Below are 20,189 nucleotides of genomic sequence, written 5' to 3'. Positions count from 1 at the left end.
GGCTAGAGCTACGGATCAGAAGGTTGCAGGTTCGAATCCTGCCGAGTGCACACAGCTCAAAGGCCCCGCCGGTTGAACCGGCGAGGCCTTTGACGTCAGCGGGTGACATCAACGCGGCTGAATCGGCGCCTCGCTGATTGCCTCGGGACGCGGTGCGAAGACGTCGCGAGTAGATGGCTACGACCGACTGACCACGGTGCGGGGTACTCGATAGCATCGCAATTCATGATCGCACTGGTTGCCACCATCGGACTGGCGTTCGCCGGGTACGTTGCTACCTATCTCAACGGCCTTCGTCTGGCACAGCGCCAAGAACGTCTCGTGCGCGTGAACCGCCAGCTCAGCGACTTCTACGGACCCCTGTTCGCTCTCACAGAGGCCAACAGCCGCAGCTTCCACGCGTTCAAGGAACGCAATGCCCGTCCCGGCGGCAGATCGCCGTTCGATGACGAGATACCTCCCACCGAAGAGGAACTAGTGAGCTGGTTGTGAGTTGGTTCGGCACCACGTGGGTTGCTTTACGTACCACTTCACGGGTTCGCATACCTGGTGCCGATTGGCTGCGGTCTGCTGTCGGGTGTGGGTGACAGCAGGCTGGAGCCGCTGGTGCTGAGTGAGACCGAGCGCCAGGTGTTGAAGAACTGGGTCAAGCGCCGTCAGACCGCGCAGGGGCTTGCCCTGCGAGCACGGATCGTGCTGGCGTGTGCGGAGGGCGGGCCGAACATGGCCGTGGCTGCCCGGCTGGGCGTGAACCGCGGCACCGTCGCCAAATGGCGCACCCGGTTCCTCCGTGACCGGCTGGACGGACTGTCGGACGAGCCAAGGCCCGGGGTGCCGCGGACCATCACCGATGCCCAGATCGAGGAAGTCGTGGTCCGCACCCTCGAAGAGGTACCCGAAGGCGGGACGCACTGGTCGAAGCGGGAGCTGGCCAAGGCTGTGGGGATGTCGCCGGCGAGCGTGTTGCGGATCTGGCACGCCTTCGGCCTGCAGCCGTGGCGGACGGAGACCTTCAAGATCTCCCCGGATCCGCTGCTGATCGACAAGGCCCGTGACGTCGTCGGTCCTACCTCGCCCCGCCGGCCAACGCGGCGGTGTTTGCAATGGACGAGAAACCGCAGATCCAGGCCCTTGAACGGACCGCACCCGTGCTGCCGATGCTGCCCGGAGTCCCCGAGCGGCGCAGCTTCGACTACGTCCGCCACGGCACCGTCGATCTGTTCGCCGCTCTGAACACCGCGACGGGCAAGGTGATCACGAAGCTGTCCGCACAGCACCGGGCCGTGGACTTCCGGGACTTCCTCGACGACATCGACCGCCAGACCGAGCCCGGCCTGGCGGTCCACGTGATCTGCGACAACCTCTCCGCCCACAAGGCACCGGCGGTGCACAAGTGGCTCCTCGCGCATCCTCGCTTCCACCTGCACTTCACCCCCACGTACTCGTCGTGGATCAATCAGGTCGAGCGGTGGTTCGCCGAGTTGCAGCGGCGCTGCCTGGAGCGCGGAGTGTTCTGCTCACTGGACAGCCTCAAGGCCGCACTTGAGGACTGGATCAAGGTCTGGAACGACGAGGCCCGGCCGTTCAAGTGGACCAAAACCGCCGACCAGATCCTCGACCGGATCTGCCGCTACTGCTCACGCATCTCCGAACCAGCTCACTAGCTGAGTGGCGGCTGTGGGTGACCACTGTGTTCCTACCGAGCATCCGGGCCATGCGCGATCTCGTCGTCAGACATGCAGATCTCTTGAGGGAACCGGAGATACCGCCGATCTTGCTTCAACTGTGTGCACATGTGTCGGGCTACGAGATCACGGCTGCCCGATGGGAGCAGGGCAGCTATGGCCAACACCAATCGGTGGTCACCTTCCCCAGCGAGGAGATCGCCGCGTATGCACGACAGGGGTTCGCCCATCTGAAGGGGGAGCAGGCCCGCCTGCTGGGGCAACGGAGCGTACGCTGACTAACGCGCGAGCCCTTTCCCATCCGATGCGGCTAGTCGGCTTCCGTCTCCCTCTCCGATTCCTCGTCGGGGTCGCCGAGATCGAGCGTGTCGTCCATCCGATCGGACGCGGCTCGCAGGGCCGTCCCCATCACATGCGCGTACGTGTCCAGCGTCATCGTGATCGTGCTGTGGCCCAGGGTCTCCATGAGGGTGCGGGTGTCGACTCCTTGAGCAAGCAGCAGGGACGCGCAGGTGTGCCGCAGGTCGTGCACCCGGACCCGCCGCACCCGTGCGTCGCGGCACAGGATGGTGAGCATCCGGTTCAGGCCCCGTGGGTCCGTCACCCCACCGGTCGTCGTGGTGAATACGAGTCCGACCGGCTGACCCGGCGTCGGCTTCCACTTCGCCCCGCGACCTTGCGCTCCCGGTCCTGCTGCTCCCGGTGTGCGGAGAGAGCCCGCACGCAGTGCTGAGGCAGCGAGATCGTGCGCACGGAACGCTTCGTCTTCGGGGTACCGAAGATGATTCCCGCCGGATGTGCTGCACGTTCCGCCGGACCCGGAGCGTTCCCGCCGCGAGATTGATGTCCGACCACGTGAGCGCGAGAGCCTCCCCCCGGCGTAAGCCCGTGGACACGAGCAATAGCCACAGCGCGTAGAGCCGGTGGGGCTGGGCCACCTTGAGCAGCATCCGGACTTCTGCCGGGTTCTGGCGGGCAGGGGCGGTCCCGGACTTCGGCGAGACGGGGACCGCCCTCGGGCTGTGGGATGCTGGGCGCTCGCGCCGGGCAAAGGCTGCGGGCGCTGGGGAATTGGGGGTGGCGGCGTGGGTCGCACAGTGCTGGTCAGGAACACGCTCCTTGCCTTGGCCGGGGCTGTGGGGGGCGCGTTGGCCAGCACGTTCCTCGACGACATGCCGTTGTGGTGGTCGGTGCGGACCGCCGTAGTGGTGTTCGTCGTCCTGATCGGGGCGTCAACGGTCCTGGCCTGGTGGCGTTCTCGCAGGTCTGAGCAGTAGTACTCCGCGGCCGCGACGTGATGTCTCGCGCACGGTGAGGGAGCGGCTCTCTCCCTTTATGGATCAGCCGTGGAAGTGGTTGCGCCTGAAGACCGCGCGGCTGATGTTCACCGTGGTCCCGGCCGTGTGGTGGCCCTTGGCGGTGAGCACCTGGACGGCGATGAACCCGCCGAACAGGACCGCCGCGAGCGTGATCGGTTGGGTGATGAGCGCGGTGAGCGCGGCGATGAACGTGGTGAGCATGAGCAGCCCGCCGCACACCGCGAGGAACCAGACCCCGCCGACGGCGATGTTCACCGCGGTACGGGAGACGGCCGGCTTCTGGGAAGGTTCTGGCCGGTGGGGTCCTGGGTGCCCTGCCACAGCAGCACGTTGACCGCCCGCCCCTGGTTGTGGATCTTCCTGGCCGCCATGAAGTACCGGGACGTGGCCTTGGAGCCGCCGTAGGGCCGCTTGTCCTCGTCCTTGGCCGGGCACATGAACGCGATCTGCGCCTCATCCACCAGCACGATCAGCGGCGGGAACGCGGTGCCCGCGTAGTCGGCGGTCAGCGTGTCGTCCGTGGTGAGCGGGGACGGGCCGATCGGCTCGTCCAGCGCCCCGGGGTCCGCGACCCACAGCCGGACGGTGCGAGCAGCGGCGGGGATGGTGATGAACACCTCGTGCTCGTGCCGGGTCAGGTTCTCGGCGAGCTTGCGCCGCCGGTTCTGCACCTCGTTGGTCGACACCCCCGAGGGCAGGGTGACGTCGACTTCCACGCCGCATCCGGCGATCCGGAGCGGACCGAGCATGGAAAATCTTGGCATGACCCTGACCTGCCTGGGAGGATTCCTGCTCATGGAGACCATGGGCGGGGATTCACCACAGCAGGACACGGACAGTGGCAGGGCAGTGGAGTTCATCTACCGGCCGACGGCTGCGGACTTCGAGGAAGCGCTCCGTGCGCGAGCCCGTCGGTCACCGGCGGGCCGGGCCCAGGTGCTTATCTCGCCGCTGATCGCGATAGTTGCCGTTTCCGTCTGCTCGATCCTCCAGGATGCCTCGCTGCCCGTGTGGATCTTCACGCTGGGGCTTTCCGTGGCAGCCACGTCCTGGGGCGCCGTACGAGGAAGGCGCATCGCGGCCCGCCGGATGTTCAGCTTCATGGAGTCGTACGGGCAGTGTCACGTGGTGGCCGACGACCGAGGCGCGGTCACCACCGGCGAGGGGGTGTCCCACACCACCGACTGGAGGGTATTCCGGGACTATCTGGAGACACCCGGGCTCTTCGTGCTGCTGAGCGGTGACCGCGCGGCCGGATTCGTGGTGCTGCCGAAGAGGGGTGCCCAGGGCCCCGCCGACGTGGACTGGCTTCGGGCGATCCTGGACCGGAACCTGAAGCGGCTTTAGGCGGCTCCAGGGACTCACCCGTACCGTGACCTTCCGGGGCGATTTGAACCGGACGAACTACGCGATCGGCGATCTGTCCGCCTGAAGTGAGAATGAGCCTCAGTGAGAATCACCCCCGCCCGACCGGGCGATGTGTCCAAGCTGCTGGCCTTCCGATCGGAGGCCGCAGCCTGGCTTTCTCGCCTCGGAACCGATCAGTGGCAACTCCCTTACCCGGCGGACAAGTTGTTGGACACCGTAGAGGACGGGACTGTCTTCATGGTCCTGGACGGTGCCGCGACGGTGGCGACCATCACCCTGACCTTCGAGGCGGATTCGGGCCTCTGGACGCAGCAAGAATTCTCCGTGCCTTCGATGTTCATCAGCAAACTCTCCGTCGCGCGAACGCACGCCGGGCAGAACGTCGGCGGCCGTCTGCTCGATTGGGCCGGAGACCGTGCCTGTCGAGCCGGCGCCAAATGGCTCCGGCTCGACGCGTGGACGACCAACGAGGATCTACAGGCGTACTACCTCCGTCAGGGGTTTGCGCACGTCCGCACGGTCTTGGAGGGGACAGCGATCAACGGAGGTCCTCGGGTGTCAGGTTGGCTGGCCCAGCGGCCGACACACCTGGCCGAGCACGGATTTGTGGACGAGACCCCGGAGCCGGCACGTCTTGGTGACGGCTAGCCCGATATGGCCGTGCCCCCGGGTCCCCCTACGAAACGGGTTGTCCCTGCGGGGGCAGGTTTCCGCTTGCTCCGACGGGAGTGACGGGCCGGCGTGGCGTCATTTTGCCGGCCAGCCATTCCAGGTTCTCCCACACGCGGGGCTCGCCGTGTATTTTTCGCTGCGTCTCCATCCAGGGACGGTAGTTGTTCCAGACAGCGATGATGAGACCTCCCCATGCCTCGTCGATGACTTCTCGGTCGAAGGCGTCCGACTGCGCGCCGACAGCCAGGAAGTTGAACGCTGTGAGGTAAGCCGTGATCAGTTTCGTCGTTGGCTCGTCACCTGTCAGCGAGAGGCTGATCAGGGCTGAAATGGCCTCGTGATCCCTCTCGTTGGGTATCCCCTCGTCGAACAGCACCTTTCGCCGCTCCATGTTGGCCGTGAGGTACTCCATGGTCGCCTGCTTGCGGCGCCTGTCGTGATCTTGACCTGTGCCGCGAGCCAGCAAGAGGAGCTGCCACGCCAGTGCGCCGAAGGCGACGACACTGACGAGCAGAGAGCCGAACGAAGCAATCAGGGACCACCGCTCATACGACGTCACGGCCCGATACCTTACGGAAGGCGCGCAGCCAGCGGGGCTGTTTCTGACATCAATATCGCGGCTCTCACGTGGGGAGCGTTACCGGCGATCACGTATGGGGCCGACACTCGCGGATCGCGATCACTAGAGTTCCCCCATGATGTCGACGTTCACCGACGCCCTTCTTCGTACCGCCGAGCGTCACGCCGCTTGGGGAGCTGAGCAACTCGAGGCCCTGGGACACAGGTTGCCGCGCGGCCCGTGGACTGCCGACCTGGACCGATGTGTTTACCAGCGCGCTGACCTCACGATGCGGATCGGACTCCTCGGCACCTACGACCTCGCCGAGCAGACCTGGCTCTGGGGATGGGCCAATCCGGGCCTGGGCGGGAGTGCGGTGGTGGCCGCCAGCGAGCGCATCGCCGAGTTCGGGCGGGACAACGGTGTGTCCGAGTTGCAGAACCCGGGTGTGGAACTGTCGGGTTTCGGCGATCCACGCCTGGCCGCCGAGACACTCGCGCTCGTCGGGATGGGTGTGCTGGGCGCGCCGGGCTACATAGGGGAACCGGCCGGGCCCGGGGCTCGCGTCTACTTCGCCCCGGACGACCCGCAGATCCAGCCTGCCGCGCTGGACCCGATCACCATGCCGCGCTTTCTGCTGACCGGCGCGGGAGTGTTGCAGCACTCCGCGCATGATGTGGTGATCGGCTACTTCGCTCACCATGGTGTGCCCGTCGAGGTAGCCGCCGACCGGATCCACGCACACTTGCCCGACGACAGCACGGCCGAGATCACCTTCGACGTACTCGGCCGGATCGCGGCGATCAACGCTACGGCGAGCAGGCGCTGAACCTCGGCAAGGCCGCGTCCTGCGGCTGACACCAGCGGCTGACACCAACAGGCACGATCGGCAGCGGTCGGCGCCGGACCCCGGCTGACGATCGAACTCCCGCCCCGTCGCAGCTCCAGCCCGAAGCCCCTCCGCATCGGCCGCGTGGCTCACTCACGGAGAGCCGTTGGTGAGGAGCAAGTAGCAGACGCGGTCACGGTGGATGAATGTCGCGGTATCGGAGTTGCCGCCGGCGAAGTACGTCGGACGCAGTGGCTCTTCGCCGCTGTAGTAGCCGGTCGAGCGCAAGAAGTCGGGCTCGACCGAAGCGAACAACCATGCGGAAGCGTTTTGACCGAGCAACTCGTGAACGAAATCGCGTACGAGCCGTTCGGCTTCCGCTGGTGAGCAGTGCTGCCCGTAGGGGCTGAAAGCCTCGCAGAGCATCCAGCGCATCCGAGCGAGGAAGCCCGCACAGCGGAGTGGGCTGGTCGTCGCGAGGAACCCCTCGCGGATGAGCGGGCGCTCGTTGGGGAGTCCGCCGAAGTCTTCGTCTTCGGACAGGTTGTACCAGTCGCGATGACGGTCGGCGGCAAGCATCATCTCCTCGAACAGCCCGCTGCGCAGGTAGGTGTGGAGGACGTGCTGCTGGTTCTCCGCCGTGACCGACAAGTCGGTGGCAACCTTGAGCAGCAGGGTGTTGCTGTTCATCGCCGAGTCCACAGCCGACAGGAACGCGTCGACGGCAGGACGGTCGAGATCGCCCGGCAGACCGGTGAATCTCACTGCATTCCTCTTGCCGGTTCTCCGATGACCGCGGCCGCCGGACTGGTGCACCGGGTGGTCTCCGGATAGCTGGTCGCGACGGTGTCGCAGTACGTCCGGCTGTCTGCCGACCAGTCTTCAGCGTTCATGCCCGGACACGGTAGCCGCTGCCAGAAGCACCGCACGCAGGCACGAGACGACGAGGAAGTCCAGCTCCTGCAGTTTGCGCCGGGGGTGGGTAGCCGAACTGCACTCCACCACGTACCGGTGGTGCTGGTCCGGGTGGCCGCCGGTGCCACCAGCTCAAGACAGCCACGGAGTTCGGGGCCGCCGGCCCGTCGTTCTGACACCACCCCGTATCGGCCCGGACTGGGCGCATGCCGCTCAGCGGTGGCCCAGTCGGAGCGAGGGGATGCGACTCAGCCGCCGAGGGGGAGCCCGCCGACCAGGGATGTCACAGGGGCGGTCAAGCCTTGAGTGGGCAGCTGGTCGACGCCGGGCACCTGGCCGAGGAACTTGAGAGCGCCGAGTCCGGAGGATCCCGGACCCCCCGTGGCGGGGCCGTTGTCGGCCTGGGCGACACCGGACAGGGACAGGGCAGCAGCCCCGGCGAGGGCGAGGGCGGCAAGTACGCGCTTGGTGTTGTTCATGTGCTGCCAACGATCTTGACCAGCTCGGGTCACGGCGGACTGCATGCCGGCTTTGTTCACGAGTTTCCGTGTTTCGGCAGCGGTTGTTCATCATCTCGGGGGGCAGCCGGATCTGCCCGCGCAGCCCTCCTCGCAGCCCTCCGCCACGCCGTCGAGCCCGGCCCGGAGCAGCAGCGCGGCCGCCGTGCCGAGTGCGAGCGGCGCCCCGACCCCCGCGGGCGGTGGCAGCGTCCTTGCAGAGACCGGTGCGGGTGGCGGCACCACCGTGATCGCCGGCACCGCCGCGGCCCTGGTCGTGACCGGCGGTGGCCTTGTCGTTGCGCTGCGCCGCCGAGCGGCACACCGCTCCTGACCGCTCCTGTCCCTGGCGCTGTGGGTCTTCCGGGCTGTGTCAGTGGAGGGCCCTACTGTCATTGCGGTGCGACAGGCGTGGACGTGTTCGGGATTGCGGTGGTCGGGGGACGGGCCCGTGCTGGAGTGGGGCGGGGGGCGGGGGAGTCCGCTGGCTCCGGGGCGGCGGGTCGCGTTCGGCGTTGTGGACGGGGCTGCGCGGACGTGTGTCGGTGCGCGGGGGAACGCCTGTCCGGTGCGGGCCGTCGTGTCGCCGCGCGGTACGGGAGCACGGTGCGAGGAGTGCGCGCGGCTGGACCGGGCGCACTCCGTGGCCGCCGACACGCTGGCGGGTGATCCGCGGCCGTACCACGTGTATCTCGCCTGGTTCGGGCCCGGCATGCTGAAGGTGGGGATCACTCGGGTCGAACGGGGTTCCGCGCGTCTCCTGGAGCAGGGTGCCGTCACCTTCAGCTGGCTGGGGCGGGGGCCGTTGATGGCGGCGCGCCGCGCCGAGGAGTTGTTGCGGGCCGCGCTCCGGGTGCCGGACCGGATTCCGTACGCCGACAAGCGGGCGGTGCGAGCGGCGCTGCCGGGGCCCGGGGAACGCGTCGCCGAGATCCGGGAACTGCACGCGCGCGTCGGGGATCTGGACGGCTGGCCGGAGTCGCTCCGGCGCGCGCCCTTCGAACCCGTCGACCACACGGACGTGTTCGGACTCGCCGGTCTTCCGCCCGCGCGGGGGGTCGTGCGCGAACTGGTCGCGGGAGGTGCGATCAGCGGTGAGCTGTGCGCCGCCGCGGGCCCCGATCTCCATCTCCTCACAGGACGCGGAGTCGTCGTTCTCGACACCCGGCTGATGACGGGGTGGGACCTGACCGGCGCCGGGGACGGGGGTGGGGACGGGGGCGGGGGTGGCGCCGCGGGCTCTGGAATCACCTTTCCCGTGCGGGAGACGCGGGCGGCGGACGCCGGTGTCCAGGAGGGGCTCTTCTGAGCGGGGCCGGGTGAGGGATGAAGGCGGGACCGGGCCGGCTGACGGAGGGGCGGGCCGGGCCCCCGAGGTCAAGACTTCGATCCCTTTCGGATCCCGTTCGGAAAGGCGCTGGACGACGGGGGATGCCCGGAAGGAGAGTGTCGGACATGAGCGATCACCTTCACGTGCCTGTCGCCGCCCATGAGCCGCCCTACTACGCCGCCGTGTTCACCTCCGTACGGCTGGATGACGACGCCGGTTACGGGGAGACCGCGCAGCGGATGGAGGAACTGGTGGAGCAGATCCCGGGCTATCTGGGGATGGACCACGCGCGGACGCCCGGCGGACTGGCCATCACCGTCGGATACTTCCGGGACGAGGACGCCATCAAGGAGTGGAGTGCGCATGCCGAGCACCGGGCGGCACAGCGGCGCGGCCGGGCCGAGTGGTACGAGCGGTACACCCTGCACATCGCCAAGGTCGAGCGGAGTCACGGGTTCGAGCGTGCCCGTGACTGAGCGGGAGGGCGTGACCGGCGCCGGGGAGACGCGTGACGGGGTGCCGAGCCGGGCGCCCCGGGAGGCGCGCGGCGAGGGGGCCGTGGTGGTGCGGGACGAAGCACGGGAGGTGCGCGGTTTCTGGGAGGGGCTCGGGCTGCCCGGACTCGTCGACGTCCACACGCACTTCATGCCCGAGCGGGTGCTGCGCAAGGTCTGGGACTACTTCGACGGACTCGGTCGGCTTCCCGGCGGTATCGAGTGGCCGATCACCTATCGCGCGGACGAGGACGAACGGCTGGCGCTGATCCGGGAGTTCGGGGTGCTCGCCTTCACGGCGATGCTCTACCCGCACAAGGCGGGCATGGCCGAGTGGCTCAACTCCTGGGCCGTCGGCTTCGCCCGCCGGACCCCGGACTGCCTGCACACCTCCACCCTCTTCCCCGAGCCGGGCGTCGAGCGGTACGTGCGTGAGGCGGTGGAGGCCGGGACGCGCGTCTTCAAGGCGCATGTGCAGGTGGGGGCGTACGACCCGGGGGACGAACTCCTCGATCCGGCCTGGGGGCTGCTCGCCGAGGCGGGCATTCCTGTCGTGATCCACTGCGGATCGGGGCCGTCGCCCGGCAAGTACACCGGGCCTGGACCGGTCGCGGGCGTCCTCGGCCGGCATCCCCGGCTGCGGTTCGTCTTCGCGCACATGGGGATGCCCGAGTACGAGGACTTCCTCGGCCTCGCCGAGCGGTACGACGAGGTGCGGCTCGACACGACCATGTCGTTCACCGACTTCAGCGAGCGGCTCGCGCCGTTTCCGCCCGGACTGCTGCCCCGGCTCGCGGACCTCGGGGACCGGGTGCTCCTCGGAACCGACTTCCCGAACATCCCGTACCCGTACGTCCACCAGCTGCGCGCGCTGGAACGGCTCGGGCTGGGGGACGACTGGCTGCGGGCGGTCTGTTACGAGAACGGCGCACGTCTCTTCGGCCGCCACTGACGTGGGCCCCTGCCCGGGAACCGCGTGATCTTCCCAGGAGTTCCCTGAGAGGCTCCTGTGTGTTTCTCAGGGAATTCACAGGTTGCGGAAAGGATGCTCTCAGCGGCGCCCACCAAGGTGTCCGCTATGACCACGACCTCGCCCCAGGGGCGCACCGAACTGCTGAGGCCGGACGGGAGCCCCGTCCGGGTGCTTGTGGTGGACGACGAGCTGTCGATCACCGAGCTGCTGTCCATGGCCCTTCGCTACGAGGGCTGGCAGATCCGCAGCGCGGGTGACGGCACGGGCGCGGTGCAGACCGCGCGCGAGTTCCGGCCCGACGCCGTCGTCCTCGACATGATGCTGCCGGACATGGACGGGCTGACGGTGCTCGGCCGGCTCCGCCGGGAGCTGCCCGACGTCCCGGTGCTGTTCCTCACGGCGAAGGACGCGGTCGAGGACCGGATCGCGGGGCTCACCGCCGGTGGCGACGACTACGTCACCAAGCCGTTCAGCCTGGAGGAGGTCGTGGCCCGGCTGCGCGGTCTCATCCGGCGTTCGGGCGCGGCCGACCGGCGGTCCGAGTCCGTTCTCGTCGTCGGGGACCTCACCCTGGACGAGGACAGCCACGAGGTGTCGCGGGGCGGCGACAACATCCACCTCACCGCGACAGAGTTCGAGCTGCTGCGCTTCCTGATGCGCAATCCGCGCCGGGTGCTGAGCAAGGCACAGATACTCGACCGCGTGTGGTCGTACGACTTCGGCGGGCAGGCCAATGTGGTCGAGCTCTACATCTCGTATCTGCGGCGCAAGATCGACGCCGGGCGTGAGCCGATGATCCACACCCGGCGTGGGGCCGGATACCTGATCAAGCCCGCCGTCTCATGAGCGGACGACGACGGCCGCGAGCGCAGAAGAGGCGAGGACGACAGCCGCGCACCCTGCGGACGCGGCTGGTCGTCTCGGCGGTCGCGCTCATCGCCGTGGTCTGCGCCGTGATCAGCACGGTGACGACCATCGCGCTGCGCCAGCATCTGTACGCGCAGTTGAGATCGCAGATCACCGACGCGGGCGGACGGCTCTCGGGTCCCCCCGCGAACCTCCGGGGCGCGAACCCGGGCAACGGAAGCCAGAATCTCGGCAAGCCGAACGGCGACGGGGCGCCGGCCTCCGCCGACGGTTCCCCCAGTGAGGACCGGCTCGCCAATTTCGTCCACATCGGCGGGACGCAGACGAAGACCATAGCGGCCGAAATCGGCACCAACGGTAGAGTCGGCGAGGCTGTCGTCGCCGCGGAGGAGTCCAGCACCAGCGCTGGATTCAAGGGGATGAAGGCCGTCCCGCTCACCGGTGCGCAGAAGGCCGGGCTCGCCTCCGTCCCCAAGGACGGCAACGCGCACACCGTGGACATCCCGGGCCTGGGCGACTACCGCGTCATGTATCTGACCGGCGTCCACGGCAGTTACTACGTCGCCCTGCCCACCGAGTCCGTCACGAACACCATCAACACCCTCATCCTCGTCGAGGTGAGCATCACCGGTGCCGGTCTCATCGCCGCCACCATCGCGGGCAGTGTGATCGTCGGCCTCGCCCTGCGTCCCCTGCGCAAGGTCGCCGCGACCGCCACCCGTGTCTCCGAACTCCCCCTGCACACCGGCGAGGTCACCCTCTACGAGCGCGTCTCGGAGGCCGAGTCCGATCCGCACACCGAGGTCGGGCAGGTCGGCGCGGCGCTGAACCGCATGCTCGACCACGTCCACGGCGCGCTGCACGCGCGGCAGCAGAGCGAGATGCGCGTCCGGCAGTTCGTCGCGGACGCCAGTCATGAGCTGCGGACGCCGCTGGCGTCGATCCGTGGGTACGCCGAGCTGACCCGGCGCGGACGCGAGGAGACCGGGCCCGACACCCGGCATGCCCTCGGACGGATCGAGTCCGAGGCCGGCCGGATGACGGGGCTGGTGGAGGACCTGCTGCTGCTCGCGCGGCTCGACGCCGGGCGGCCTTTGCAGTACGAGCAGACCGACCTCGTGCCCCTGGTGATCGACGCCGTGAGCGACGCGCGGGCCGCCGGGCGCGCTCACAACTGGCGGCTCGAACTGCCCGAGGAGCCCGCGCTGGTGTCGGCCGACGCCGCGCGCCTGCAACAGGTCATGGTCAACCTCTTCGCGAACGCCCGCACGCACACCCCGCCGGGGACGACCGTCACCGCACGGGTACACCGGCACGGCCCATGGCTGTGCGTGGACGTCCAGGACGACGGACCCGGCATTCCGGCCGATCTGCTGCCCCGCGTCTTCGAGCGGTTCGCGCGAGGCGACTCGTCGCGCTCCCGCGCCTCCGGCTCGACCGGTCTCGGGCTCGCCATCGTGCAGGCCGTCGCGGCCGCGCACGGCGGCGCGGTGACCGTGGACAGCGTCCCCGGCAGGACCGTGTTCACCCTGCATCTGCCCGCGCTCGCCCTCGAAACATCGTGGCAACCGCACTCACAGGCACAGCACAGCGCCACCACATGGGTGCAACAGGGCGCTTGACGAGAGTCGTTCCCATGCGAACCGACTCTTCTCCCGGCAACCTGCCGGCGCGGGAGCACCTCCCGGCCACAGCCGCCGGTACGCCTGTCCTGGACGTAGTGATCCCCGTCTACAACGAGGAGAAGGACCTCCAGCCATGTGTGCTCAGACTGCACGAGCACCTCAAGCGCACGTTCCCGTACGCGTTCCGCATCACGGTGGCGGACAACGCGTCCACGGACACCACTCCCCTGGTGGCGGCGCGGCTGGCGGCCCGGATCCCGGAGGTCACGTCCTTCCGGCTGGAGCAGAAAGGCCGCGGCCGGGCGCTGCGGACCGTGTGGTCGGCGTCCGACGCCCCGGTCCTCGCGTACATGGACGTGGACCTGTCCACCGATCTGAACGCGCTGCTGCCGCTGGTGGCCCCGCTGATCTCCGGTCACTCGGACCTCGCGATCGGCTCCCGGCTGTCCCGCTCCTCGCGGGTGGTGCGCGGCGCCAAGCGGGAGTTCATCAGCCGCACGTACAACCTGATCCTGCGCGGTTCGCTGCAGGCCCGCTTCTCGGACGCGCAGTGCGGCTTCAAGGCGATCCGCCGTGATGTCGCCCAGGCGCTGCTGCCCCTGGTCGAGGACACCGGCTGGTTCTTCGACACCGAGATGCTGGTGCTGGCCGAGCGGGCCGGACTGCGCATCCACGAGGTGCCGGTCGACTGGGTCGACGACCCGGACTCGACCGTCCACATCGTGCGGACCGCGACGGACGACCTCAAGGGGGTGTGGCGGGTGGGACGGGCCCTCGCCACCGGCTCGCTGTCGCTCGACCGGCTCACGCGGCCCTTCGGGGACGACCCGCGCGACCGCGAACTGGCCGACGTACCCAAGGGCCTGGCCCGCCAGCTCGTCGGCTTCTGTGTGGTGGGCGGCCTGTCCACACTCTTCTACCTGCTGCTCTACAGCGGCTTCCGCTCCTTCTCCGGGTCCCAGGTCGCCAACGCGCTCGCGCTGCTGGTGTCGGCGGTCGCCAACACGGCGGCCAACCGGCGGCTGACCTTCGGCGTACGCGGCCGGGGCGGCGCCGTCCGGCACCAGGCGCAGGGACTGGTCGTCTTCGGCATCGGGCTCGCGCTGACCAGCGGCTCCCTGGCCGCCCTGAGCGCGGGGACGAGCGATCCCGCGCACTCCACCGAGCTGGCGGTGCTCATCGCCGCCAACCTCGCGGCGACCGTGCTGCGCTTCCTGCTCTTCCGCGCCTGGGTCTTCCCCGACCGGCAGGGCGAGGCACCGTCGTCACCCGCGGTGGCCTCGCACCACCTCGCCACGCCGACCCGTCCGACGGCCGACCGGCAGGGCGTGGACGAGTATCCGCCGCTGCCGCAGCGCCCGGCGGGGTCCTCGTCCCCGTACGACACGGACCGGTTCCGCGCCGATGAGGCCGCGGACCGTTCCTGGCGGGATTCGACCATGCAGTTGCAGGCGGTGCGCCCGCACGATCACGATCCGAGGAACGCGCGATGACGACGCAGCCCGACACGAGTACCGATACCGGTGCCGGCACCGGTATCAGCACCCGCACGAGCACCGACAGCGGCACCGGCACGAGTACGAGCCCCGGCTCGGGTCACGGCTGGGGGCCGCCCGCCTCGACGCCTCCCCCGGAGCAGGCCCCGCCCGTGATCGGCCCCGGGGCCGGTGAGCCGGAGCAGCCCTTCTTCCGGCGGGTCCGGAGAGGCCGGCCGGAGGACCCGCGCTGGGCGCGTCCCGCCTTCCTCGGACTGCTGCTCGCGACCGCGGTGCTGTACCTGTACGGTCTGAGCGCCTCCGGGTACGCCAACTCCTTCTACTCCGCGGCGGTACAGGCCGGCAGCCAGAGCTGGAAGGCCTTCTTCTTCGGCTCGCTCGACTCGGCCAACGCCATCACCGTCGACAAGCCCCCGGCCTCGCTGTGGCCGATGGCCCTGTCGGTACGGATCTTCGGTCTCAGCTCCTGGGCGATCCTCGTCCCCGAGGTGCTCATGGGCGTGGCCACGGTCGGCGTCCTGTACGCGGCCCTGCGCCGCCGGTTCAGCCCTGCCGCGGGCCTGATCGCGGGCGCGGTGCTCGCGCTCACTCCCGTCGCCGCGCTGATGTTCCGGTTCAACAACCCGGACGCGATGCTCGCGCTGTTCATGACCGTCACGGTCTACTGCGTGATCCGCGGCCTGGAGGACGGCCGCACGAAGTGGCTGCTGTGGGCGGGCGTCGCGGTCGGCCTCGCCTTCCTCGCCAAGACGCTGCAGGCCTTCCTGATCCTGCCGCCGCTGGCCGTGCTGTACGCGGTCTGCGCGCCGGTGGCGGTGCGGAAGCGGTTCGCGCAGCTGGGCCTCTCGGCGGTCGCGATGGTCGTCGCCGGCGGCTGGTGGGTCGCGATCGTCGAACTGTGGCCCGCGTCCTCCCGCCCGTACATCGGCGGCTCGCAGAACAACTCCTTCCTGGAGCTGACCTTCGGCTACAACGGCCTCGGCCGCATCAACGGCGACGAGACCGGAAGTGTCGGCGGTGGTGGCGGCGGCACCGGGATGTGGGGCGAGACCGGCTGGAACCGGATGTTCAACTCCGAGATCGGCAGCCAGATCTCGTGGCTGCTCCCGGCGGCCCTGATCCTGCTGGTGGCCGGCGTCGTCCTCACCTGGAAGGCGAAGCGGACCGACCTGGCCCGTGGCTCCTTCCTCGCCTGGGGCGGCGCGCTGCTGATGACCACGCTGGTCTTCAGCTACATGGCCGGCATCTTCCACCAGTACTACACGGTGGCCCTGGCCCCCTACATCGCCGCCGTGGTCGGCATGGGCGCGACCGTGCTGTGGGAGGAGAGGGGCAAGGTGTGGGCGTCGCTCGTCCTCGCCGGTTCGGTCACCGCGACCGCGGTCTGGGGTTACGTCCTGCTCAACCGCACCTCCGACTACCTGCCGTGGCTCAAGTGGCTGGTCCTCGTCGGCGGTCTGGCGGGCGCGCTCGGCCTGGTCTTCGCGGGCAGGCTGGGCAGGCGACTCGCCCTCGCGGCCGTCGGGCTGAGCTTCGCGGCCTCGGTCGCGGGTCCGACGGCGTACACGCTCTCCACGGTGAGCACCGGGCACACCGGCTCCATCGTGACGGCCGGCCCGGCCGGGGCGAGCATGATGGGCGGCCGGGGCGGCGGTCCCGGCGGCGGCGGTGGCATGCGGGGCGGGTTCCCCGGCGGCGGCCAGAACCAGCAGAACGGCAACGGCGCCCCGCAGAACGGGCAGCAGGGCGGCGGGACGGGCCAGCCCCCGACGGGGGGCACCGGTGGCTTCCCCGGCCGGAACCAGCAGGGCAACGGCTCCACACAGGGCCGGAACCAGCAGGGTGGTATGCCCGGCGGCGGTATGGGTGAGGGCGGCATGGGCGGTGGTGGAGGTGCCGGGGGTCTGCTGAACGGCGCGACCGTCAGCTCCGCGGCCAGGACGCTGCTGTCGGAGAACGCGGCGGACTACACCTGGGCGGCCGCCGCGGTCGGTTCCCAGAACTCCGCGAGCTACCAACTGGCCACCGGCAAGCCGGTGATGGCGATCGGCGGCTTCAACGGCACCGACCCGTCCCCGACCCTGGCCCAGTTCAAGAAGTACGTGACGGACGGCAGGATCCACTACTTCATCTCCAGTGGGGGCGCCGGCGGAATGGGCGGCGGAATGGGTGGTGGCGCGGACGGTGGCGGAAGCTCCGGCACCACCTCCAGCTCCTCGCGGATCAGCTCGTGGGTCACGGCCAACTTCAAGAAGGTGACGGTGGGTTCGGCCACCTTCTACGACCTGACACAGCCGACGAACGGGAGCTGAGCGGCAGCTCAGCGGTGGCCCGGAGCGAACACGCTCCGGGCCACCGCTGTTTGCGGCGCCGCCCGGTATCCGGCGGGTGGTTCTCCGGGGAGGGCCCGCTTGGCATCATCGAGGAGGGCGGACCGGGGAGTTCCGGCCCGTTCCGGGGTTCGAGTTCCTAGGAAGGTGCGCCATGGTGAGGGCAGCCGACAGGGCGAAGCGACCGGAGCGGACCAGCGTCTGGCTGGAGGGCAGGGCACCCCGCGGCGGGGCGGCCCGGGGCGGTGGCCAGCCGTCCGGGCTCGACCGGGAGCGGATCACCGGGGCCACGGTGCGGCTGCTGGACGCGGAGGGCCTGGCGAGGTTCTCCATGCGGCGGCTGGCGGCGGAGCTGAACGTCACGGCGATGTCCGTGTACTGGTACGTCGACACCAAGGACGATCTGCTGGAGCTCGCGCTCGACGCCGTGTTCGGTGAACTGGAGCTGCCGGAAGCCGAGTCGGAGGAGGGCTGGCGGGACCGGCTGCGGGCGCTGGCCGCCGGGTACCGGGCGCTGCTCGTGCGCCACCCGTGGGTGTCGACGCTGATCGGGAGCTTCCTGAACATCGGGCCGTGTTCCGCGGCGTTCTCGTTGCGCGTGCAGGAGGTGATCCGCGACACCGGGCTGCCGCCGCACGGGCAGATGGGGGCGATGTCGGCGGTGTTCCAGTTCGTGTACGGGTTCGGCACGATCGAGGGGCACTTCGTGCAGCGGTCCGCCTCGGCGGGGATGTCGCAGGACGAGTACTTCCGGCAGGCCATGAGCGCCATCGGTGAACAGCCCCGGTTCGCGGCGCACTTCGAGAACGCGGCGGACCTCCTGGAGGCGCGGGGCGGGGACACCGTCTCGGAGATGCGGGAGCGGGACTTCTCGTTCGCCCTGGAGCTGCTGGTCGCGGGCATCGAGGCGATGGTGGCACGGGGCTGAGCCCCGTACCGCGGGAGATTCCGGCCCCTCGGCTAGTCCTGGGGGGCCAGATGGGCCGGGAAGCCGCCGGTCGCCACCGGGCCCCAGCGGGTCGGGGTGATCCGGATGATCGACTTGGCCTGCTTGCGCATCGCCTCGCGGTACTCGTCCCAGTCGGGGTGCTCACCGGCGATGTTCCGGTAGTACTCGACGAGCGGCTCGACGGAGTCGGGGGAGTCGAGGACCTCGGCGGTGCCGTCGATCTGGACCCAGGGGCCGTTCCACTCGTCGCTGAGGACGATCAGGGCGACCCGTTCGTCCCGCTTGGCGTTGCGGGTCTTGGCACGCTCGGGGTACGTCGACACGACGATGCGGCTCGAGTCGTCGACACCGCAGGTCAGCGGGGAGCCCTGGGGGCCGCCGTCGGCACGGCGGGTGAGCAGGACGGCCCGGTGGCGGGGGCGCACGAAGTCCAGCAACTCGTCCAGGGAGACAGCGGTGTTCGTCGCGATGTTGGGTGCCATGCGATCAGCCTAGGACGCGCGGCCCCCGATCGCCCGCGGGCTGGGCCGGTGGGCGTAGCGGACCTCATCGGAGCGGCTAAAGTGCTCTTCGTCCTGTGCTCGCAGTCGGGAATGTGCTGCGGAGCTCTCCTGCGCATGGCCGTTTGGCCGTGCATGCCGAAGAGGTTCGTGGTGGCTGCGTCCGAGTTTTCCGAATTGCACCGTTTCGCTACGGGTTTTGAGCTGGCCGAAAGCCTCACCGCCGCCGCTCAGCAGCTCCACGAGACATCGAGTCCCCATGCCACCCTGCGCACCGCCGTGCGGCTGGCCGTGCGTCTCCTGCCGGGGGCCGAGCACGCCGGGATCTCGGTCATCGAGCACAAGGCCCACCGGCAGACCCTGGCCTGGACGCACGAAGTCGTCCGCACCGCCGACACCCTGAACGCCGGCCGCGAGCATCACCCGTACTGGAACCGGCTGTGGACCGCGCCGGTGGCCCGGATCGAGGACAGCGCCTCGGCGGACGGGGACGGGGATCTCTCGCTGTCGGGCCTGGGGCTGCGGTCGGTGCTGTCGCTGCGGTTGCGGGCCGACCGGCGCCGGCTGACCGTCCTGACGGCGTACGCGCCGGGGCCGCGTGCCTTCGACGAGTCGGCCACCCGGATAGGCCGGCTGTTCACCGCCCACGTCGGCATCGCGCTGGACTCGGCGACCCTGCGCGAACAGCTCACCGAGGCCATGCGCACCCGGGATCTGATCGGACAGGCCACGGGCATCCTGATGGAGCGCCTCGACATCGACGCGTCCGAGGCCTTCGACAGCCTGGTCCGGACCTCCCAGCGGGAGAACGTCAAACTCCGCGACCTGGCCCGGCGGATCACCCACGCCGACGAGAGCGAGGAGGGCGAGTAGGGCCAGGGACGCGCGTGGGGGGAGTACGGCGTGCGCTCACGCCGCCGGCAGTGACTCCCCCCGCACCGCCTGGATGTCCAGCTCCACCTTCAGGGTCGTACCGATGGCGGAGATGCCCGCCTGGACGATCTGGTTGTACCGCAGGGCGAAGTCCTCGCGATGGAGTTCGGCGGTCGCGCGGAACGCGGCACGGGTGCCGCCCCAGGGGTCGGCGCCGGTGCCGAGGTGGGCGAGGTCGAGGTCGACGGGACGTACGACGCCGTGCAGGCTGAGCTCGCCGTGCACGGTCCAGCGGTCGGAGCCGGCCGGTGTCAGGTCCGTCGAGCGGTAGGTGATCAGCGGGTACTTCTCGACGTCCAGGAAGTCCGGCGACCTCAGATGTCCGTCACGCATGCCGTTGCCGGTGTCGATCGAGGCGGCCGTGATCGTCGCCTCGACCCGGGACGTGGCCACCTCGTCCGGGGCGATCTCGATACGGCCCGCGAAGTCCGTGAAGCGGCCGTGCACGCTGGAGATGCCCAGGTGCTGGGCGACCACGCCGATCGAGGAGTGCGCCGGGTCGATGGTCCAGGGTCCTGGCGGGGGCAGTTCGGTGCCGCCCCGGCGGGCCAGCGTCACCTGGCCGACCTCGGCCCGGCCGGCCGCCGTGACGATCGCGCCGGCCGCGGCGGGCGCGTATCCGAGCGCGGTCACGATCACCGTGTAGGCACCCGGCGCGAGGCCCGTGGTGTCGTGCACGGCTCCGTCGGTGTCCGCCTCGGCCCGCAGCACCTGCGCGCCGGTCGAGTCGGTCACCGTGACGACCGCGTGCGACACGGCCCAGCCGTCCCGCGTACGGATCTTCGCGGTCAGTCCCATGACAGTCACTCCTTGCGATGAAGCAATGAAAACCGGCCCGTGGGGGGCGC

At 69.6% G+C, this 20,189-nt stretch carries 22 protein-coding genes and 4 pseudogenes; 17 read left to right on the top strand and 9 right to left on the bottom strand.

The genetic code is table 11. The annotated features are described in order from the left end of the window. Positions 1–225: 225 nt before the first annotated feature. The 3 pseudogenes from ACFYW8_RS12230 to ACFYW8_RS12220 form a co-directional block, all read left to right on the top strand. A pseudogene (locus ACFYW8_RS12230) lies at positions 226–486 on the top strand (hypothetical protein); the annotation flags it as partial. A 93-nt stretch (positions 487–579) separates the two neighbouring features. Then, positions 580–1,664: pseudogene (locus ACFYW8_RS12225) on the top strand (IS630 family transposase). Next, positions 1,595–1,963 (top strand): annotated as a pseudogene (locus tag ACFYW8_RS12220) (hypothetical protein); the annotation flags it as partial. The pseudogenes ACFYW8_RS12225 and ACFYW8_RS12220, both read left to right, overlap by 70 nt. 32 nt (positions 1,964–1,995) lie before the next feature. Here ACFYW8_RS12220 and ACFYW8_RS12215 read toward each other — a convergent pair. After that, complete coding sequence (locus ACFYW8_RS12215) at positions 1,996–2,289, bottom strand: tyrosine-type recombinase/integrase (RefSeq protein ID WP_389071511.1); 294 nt, start codon at positions 2,287–2,289, stop codon at positions 1,996–1,998. Between the two features lie 262 nt (positions 2,290–2,551). Next, positions 2,552–2,635: pseudogene (locus ACFYW8_RS12210) on the bottom strand (hypothetical protein); the annotation flags it as partial. Positions 2,636–2,833: 198 nt separating this feature from the next. On the opposite strand from ACFYW8_RS12210, the gene ACFYW8_RS12205 reads away from it, so the two are divergent. After that, positions 2,834–2,962: a hypothetical protein gene (locus tag ACFYW8_RS12205; RefSeq protein WP_389071507.1), complete on the top strand. Its 129-nt coding sequence runs from the start codon at positions 2,834–2,836 to the stop codon at positions 2,960–2,962. Positions 2,963–3,025: 63 nt separating this feature from the next. On the opposite strand, the gene ACFYW8_RS12200 is transcribed toward ACFYW8_RS12205, so the two are convergent. Next, entirely contained in the window at positions 3,026–3,439 is a 414-nt protein-coding gene (locus ACFYW8_RS12200) for a hypothetical protein (RefSeq protein WP_389071503.1), read from the bottom strand. Between the two features lie 327 nt (positions 3,440–3,766). Here ACFYW8_RS12200 and ACFYW8_RS12195 point away from each other — a divergent pair, with 327 nt between their 5' ends. Continuing rightward, positions 3,767–4,351, top strand: a complete 585-nt coding sequence (locus ACFYW8_RS12195) for a YcxB family protein (RefSeq protein WP_389071498.1) — start codon at positions 3,767–3,769, stop codon at positions 4,349–4,351. A gap of 102 nt (positions 4,352–4,453) precedes the next feature. Then, positions 4,454–5,020, top strand: coding sequence for a GNAT family N-acetyltransferase (locus ACFYW8_RS12190; RefSeq protein ID WP_389071494.1), 567 nt, complete (start codon positions 4,454–4,456; stop codon positions 5,018–5,020). Between the two features lie 28 nt (positions 5,021–5,048). Here ACFYW8_RS12190 and ACFYW8_RS12185 read toward each other — a convergent pair whose 3' ends face one another. After that, positions 5,049–5,603: a DUF4760 domain-containing protein gene (locus ACFYW8_RS12185; RefSeq protein ID WP_389071488.1), complete on the bottom strand. Its 555-nt coding sequence runs from the start codon at positions 5,601–5,603 to the stop codon at positions 5,049–5,051. Between the two features lie 136 nt (positions 5,604–5,739). Between ACFYW8_RS12185 and ACFYW8_RS12180 the strand changes: the two genes are divergently transcribed. After that, positions 5,740–6,432, top strand: a complete 693-nt coding sequence (locus tag ACFYW8_RS12180) for a DUF6882 domain-containing protein (protein ID WP_389071483.1) — start codon at positions 5,740–5,742, stop codon at positions 6,430–6,432. A gap of 153 nt (positions 6,433–6,585) precedes the next feature. Here ACFYW8_RS12180 and ACFYW8_RS12175 read toward each other — a convergent pair whose 3' ends face one another. From ACFYW8_RS12175 to ACFYW8_RS12165, 3 genes are all read right to left on the bottom strand, one after another. Continuing rightward, positions 6,586–7,122, bottom strand: coding sequence for a hypothetical protein (locus ACFYW8_RS12175; RefSeq protein ID WP_389071479.1), 537 nt, complete (start codon positions 7,120–7,122; stop codon positions 6,586–6,588). 71 nt (positions 7,123–7,193) lie between these two features. Further along, positions 7,194–7,325: a hypothetical protein gene (locus tag ACFYW8_RS12170; protein ID WP_389071474.1), complete on the bottom strand. Its 132-nt coding sequence runs from the start codon at positions 7,323–7,325 to the stop codon at positions 7,194–7,196. A 270-nt stretch (positions 7,326–7,595) separates the two neighbouring features. Next, entirely contained in the window at positions 7,596–7,826 is a 231-nt protein-coding gene (locus tag ACFYW8_RS12165; protein ID WP_365869445.1) for a hypothetical protein, read from the bottom strand. Between the two features lie 184 nt (positions 7,827–8,010). Here ACFYW8_RS12165 and ACFYW8_RS12160 point away from each other — a divergent pair, with 184 nt between their 5' ends. The 9 genes from ACFYW8_RS12160 to ACFYW8_RS12120 all read left to right on the top strand — a co-directional run bounded on the left by ACFYW8_RS12160 (position 8,011) and on the right by ACFYW8_RS12120 (position 17,887). Then, positions 8,011–8,178: an LAETG motif-containing sortase-dependent surface protein gene (locus ACFYW8_RS12160; protein WP_389071466.1), complete on the top strand. Its 168-nt coding sequence runs from the start codon at positions 8,011–8,013 to the stop codon at positions 8,176–8,178. A gap of 66 nt (positions 8,179–8,244) precedes the next feature. Further along, positions 8,245–9,153, top strand: a complete 909-nt coding sequence (locus ACFYW8_RS12155; RefSeq protein WP_389071463.1) for a DUF2797 domain-containing protein — start codon at positions 8,245–8,247, stop codon at positions 9,151–9,153. A 146-nt stretch (positions 9,154–9,299) separates the two neighbouring features. After that, complete coding sequence (locus ACFYW8_RS12150) at positions 9,300–9,650, top strand: antibiotic biosynthesis monooxygenase (RefSeq protein ID WP_365869447.1); 351 nt, start codon at positions 9,300–9,302, stop codon at positions 9,648–9,650. A gap of 85 nt (positions 9,651–9,735) precedes the next feature. Next, positions 9,736–10,620 carry an amidohydrolase family protein gene (locus ACFYW8_RS12145; protein WP_389072507.1) on the top strand — a complete coding sequence of 295 codons (885 nt, stop codon included), beginning with the start codon at positions 9,736–9,738 and terminating at the stop codon, positions 10,618–10,620. 126 nt (positions 10,621–10,746) lie between these two features. Continuing rightward, the gene (locus tag ACFYW8_RS12140; protein WP_261703843.1) at positions 10,747–11,487 is read left to right on the top strand and encodes a response regulator transcription factor; all 741 of its coding nucleotides are present in this window, start codon (positions 10,747–10,749) and stop codon (positions 11,485–11,487) included. Continuing rightward, positions 11,484–13,130, top strand: a complete 1,647-nt coding sequence (locus ACFYW8_RS12135; protein ID WP_389071452.1) for a sensor histidine kinase — start codon at positions 11,484–11,486, stop codon at positions 13,128–13,130. Before ACFYW8_RS12140 ends, ACFYW8_RS12135 begins: the two co-directional genes overlap by 4 nt. Positions 13,131–13,144: 14 nt before the next feature. After that, a complete protein-coding gene (locus ACFYW8_RS12130) occupies positions 13,145–14,626 on the top strand; it encodes a glycosyltransferase (protein WP_389071448.1) in 1,482 nt (493 codons plus the stop codon). After that, the gene (locus tag ACFYW8_RS12125; protein ID WP_389071443.1) at positions 14,623–16,941 is read left to right on the top strand and encodes an ArnT family glycosyltransferase; all 2,319 of its coding nucleotides are present in this window, start codon (positions 14,623–14,625) and stop codon (positions 16,939–16,941) included. The genes ACFYW8_RS12130 and ACFYW8_RS12125 overlap by 4 nt, the downstream gene beginning before the upstream one ends. A gap of 172 nt (positions 16,942–17,113) precedes the next feature. Beyond that, on the top strand, positions 17,114–17,887 hold the full coding sequence (locus ACFYW8_RS12120; protein WP_389071439.1) for a TetR/AcrR family transcriptional regulator: 774 nt from the start codon (positions 17,114–17,116) through the stop codon (positions 17,885–17,887). Between the two features lie 32 nt (positions 17,888–17,919). On the opposite strand, the gene ACFYW8_RS12115 is transcribed toward ACFYW8_RS12120, so the two are convergent. Next, positions 17,920–18,390: a PPOX class F420-dependent oxidoreductase gene (locus ACFYW8_RS12115; RefSeq protein WP_389071435.1), complete on the bottom strand. Its 471-nt coding sequence runs from the start codon at positions 18,388–18,390 to the stop codon at positions 17,920–17,922. 153 nt (positions 18,391–18,543) lie between these two features. Here ACFYW8_RS12115 and ACFYW8_RS12110 point away from each other — a divergent pair, with 153 nt between their 5' ends. After that, a complete protein-coding gene (locus ACFYW8_RS12110) occupies positions 18,544–19,281 on the top strand; it encodes an ANTAR domain-containing protein (protein ID WP_389072503.1) in 738 nt (245 codons plus the stop codon). A 36-nt stretch (positions 19,282–19,317) separates the two neighbouring features. On the opposite strand, the gene ACFYW8_RS12105 is transcribed toward ACFYW8_RS12110, so the two are convergent. Then, entirely contained in the window at positions 19,318–20,139 is an 822-nt protein-coding gene (locus ACFYW8_RS12105) for a YceI family protein (RefSeq protein WP_389071431.1), read from the bottom strand. Between the last annotated feature and the right edge of the window lie 50 nt (positions 20,140–20,189).

This window comes from Streptomyces sp. NPDC002742 (assembly GCF_042888885.1).
In the GTDB taxonomy this organism is placed as follows: Bacteria; Actinomycetota; Actinomycetes; order Streptomycetales; family Streptomycetaceae; genus Streptomyces.
The sequence above is the reverse complement of the archived record's forward strand: the minus strand, read 5'-3'. Positions and strand labels throughout refer to the sequence as shown.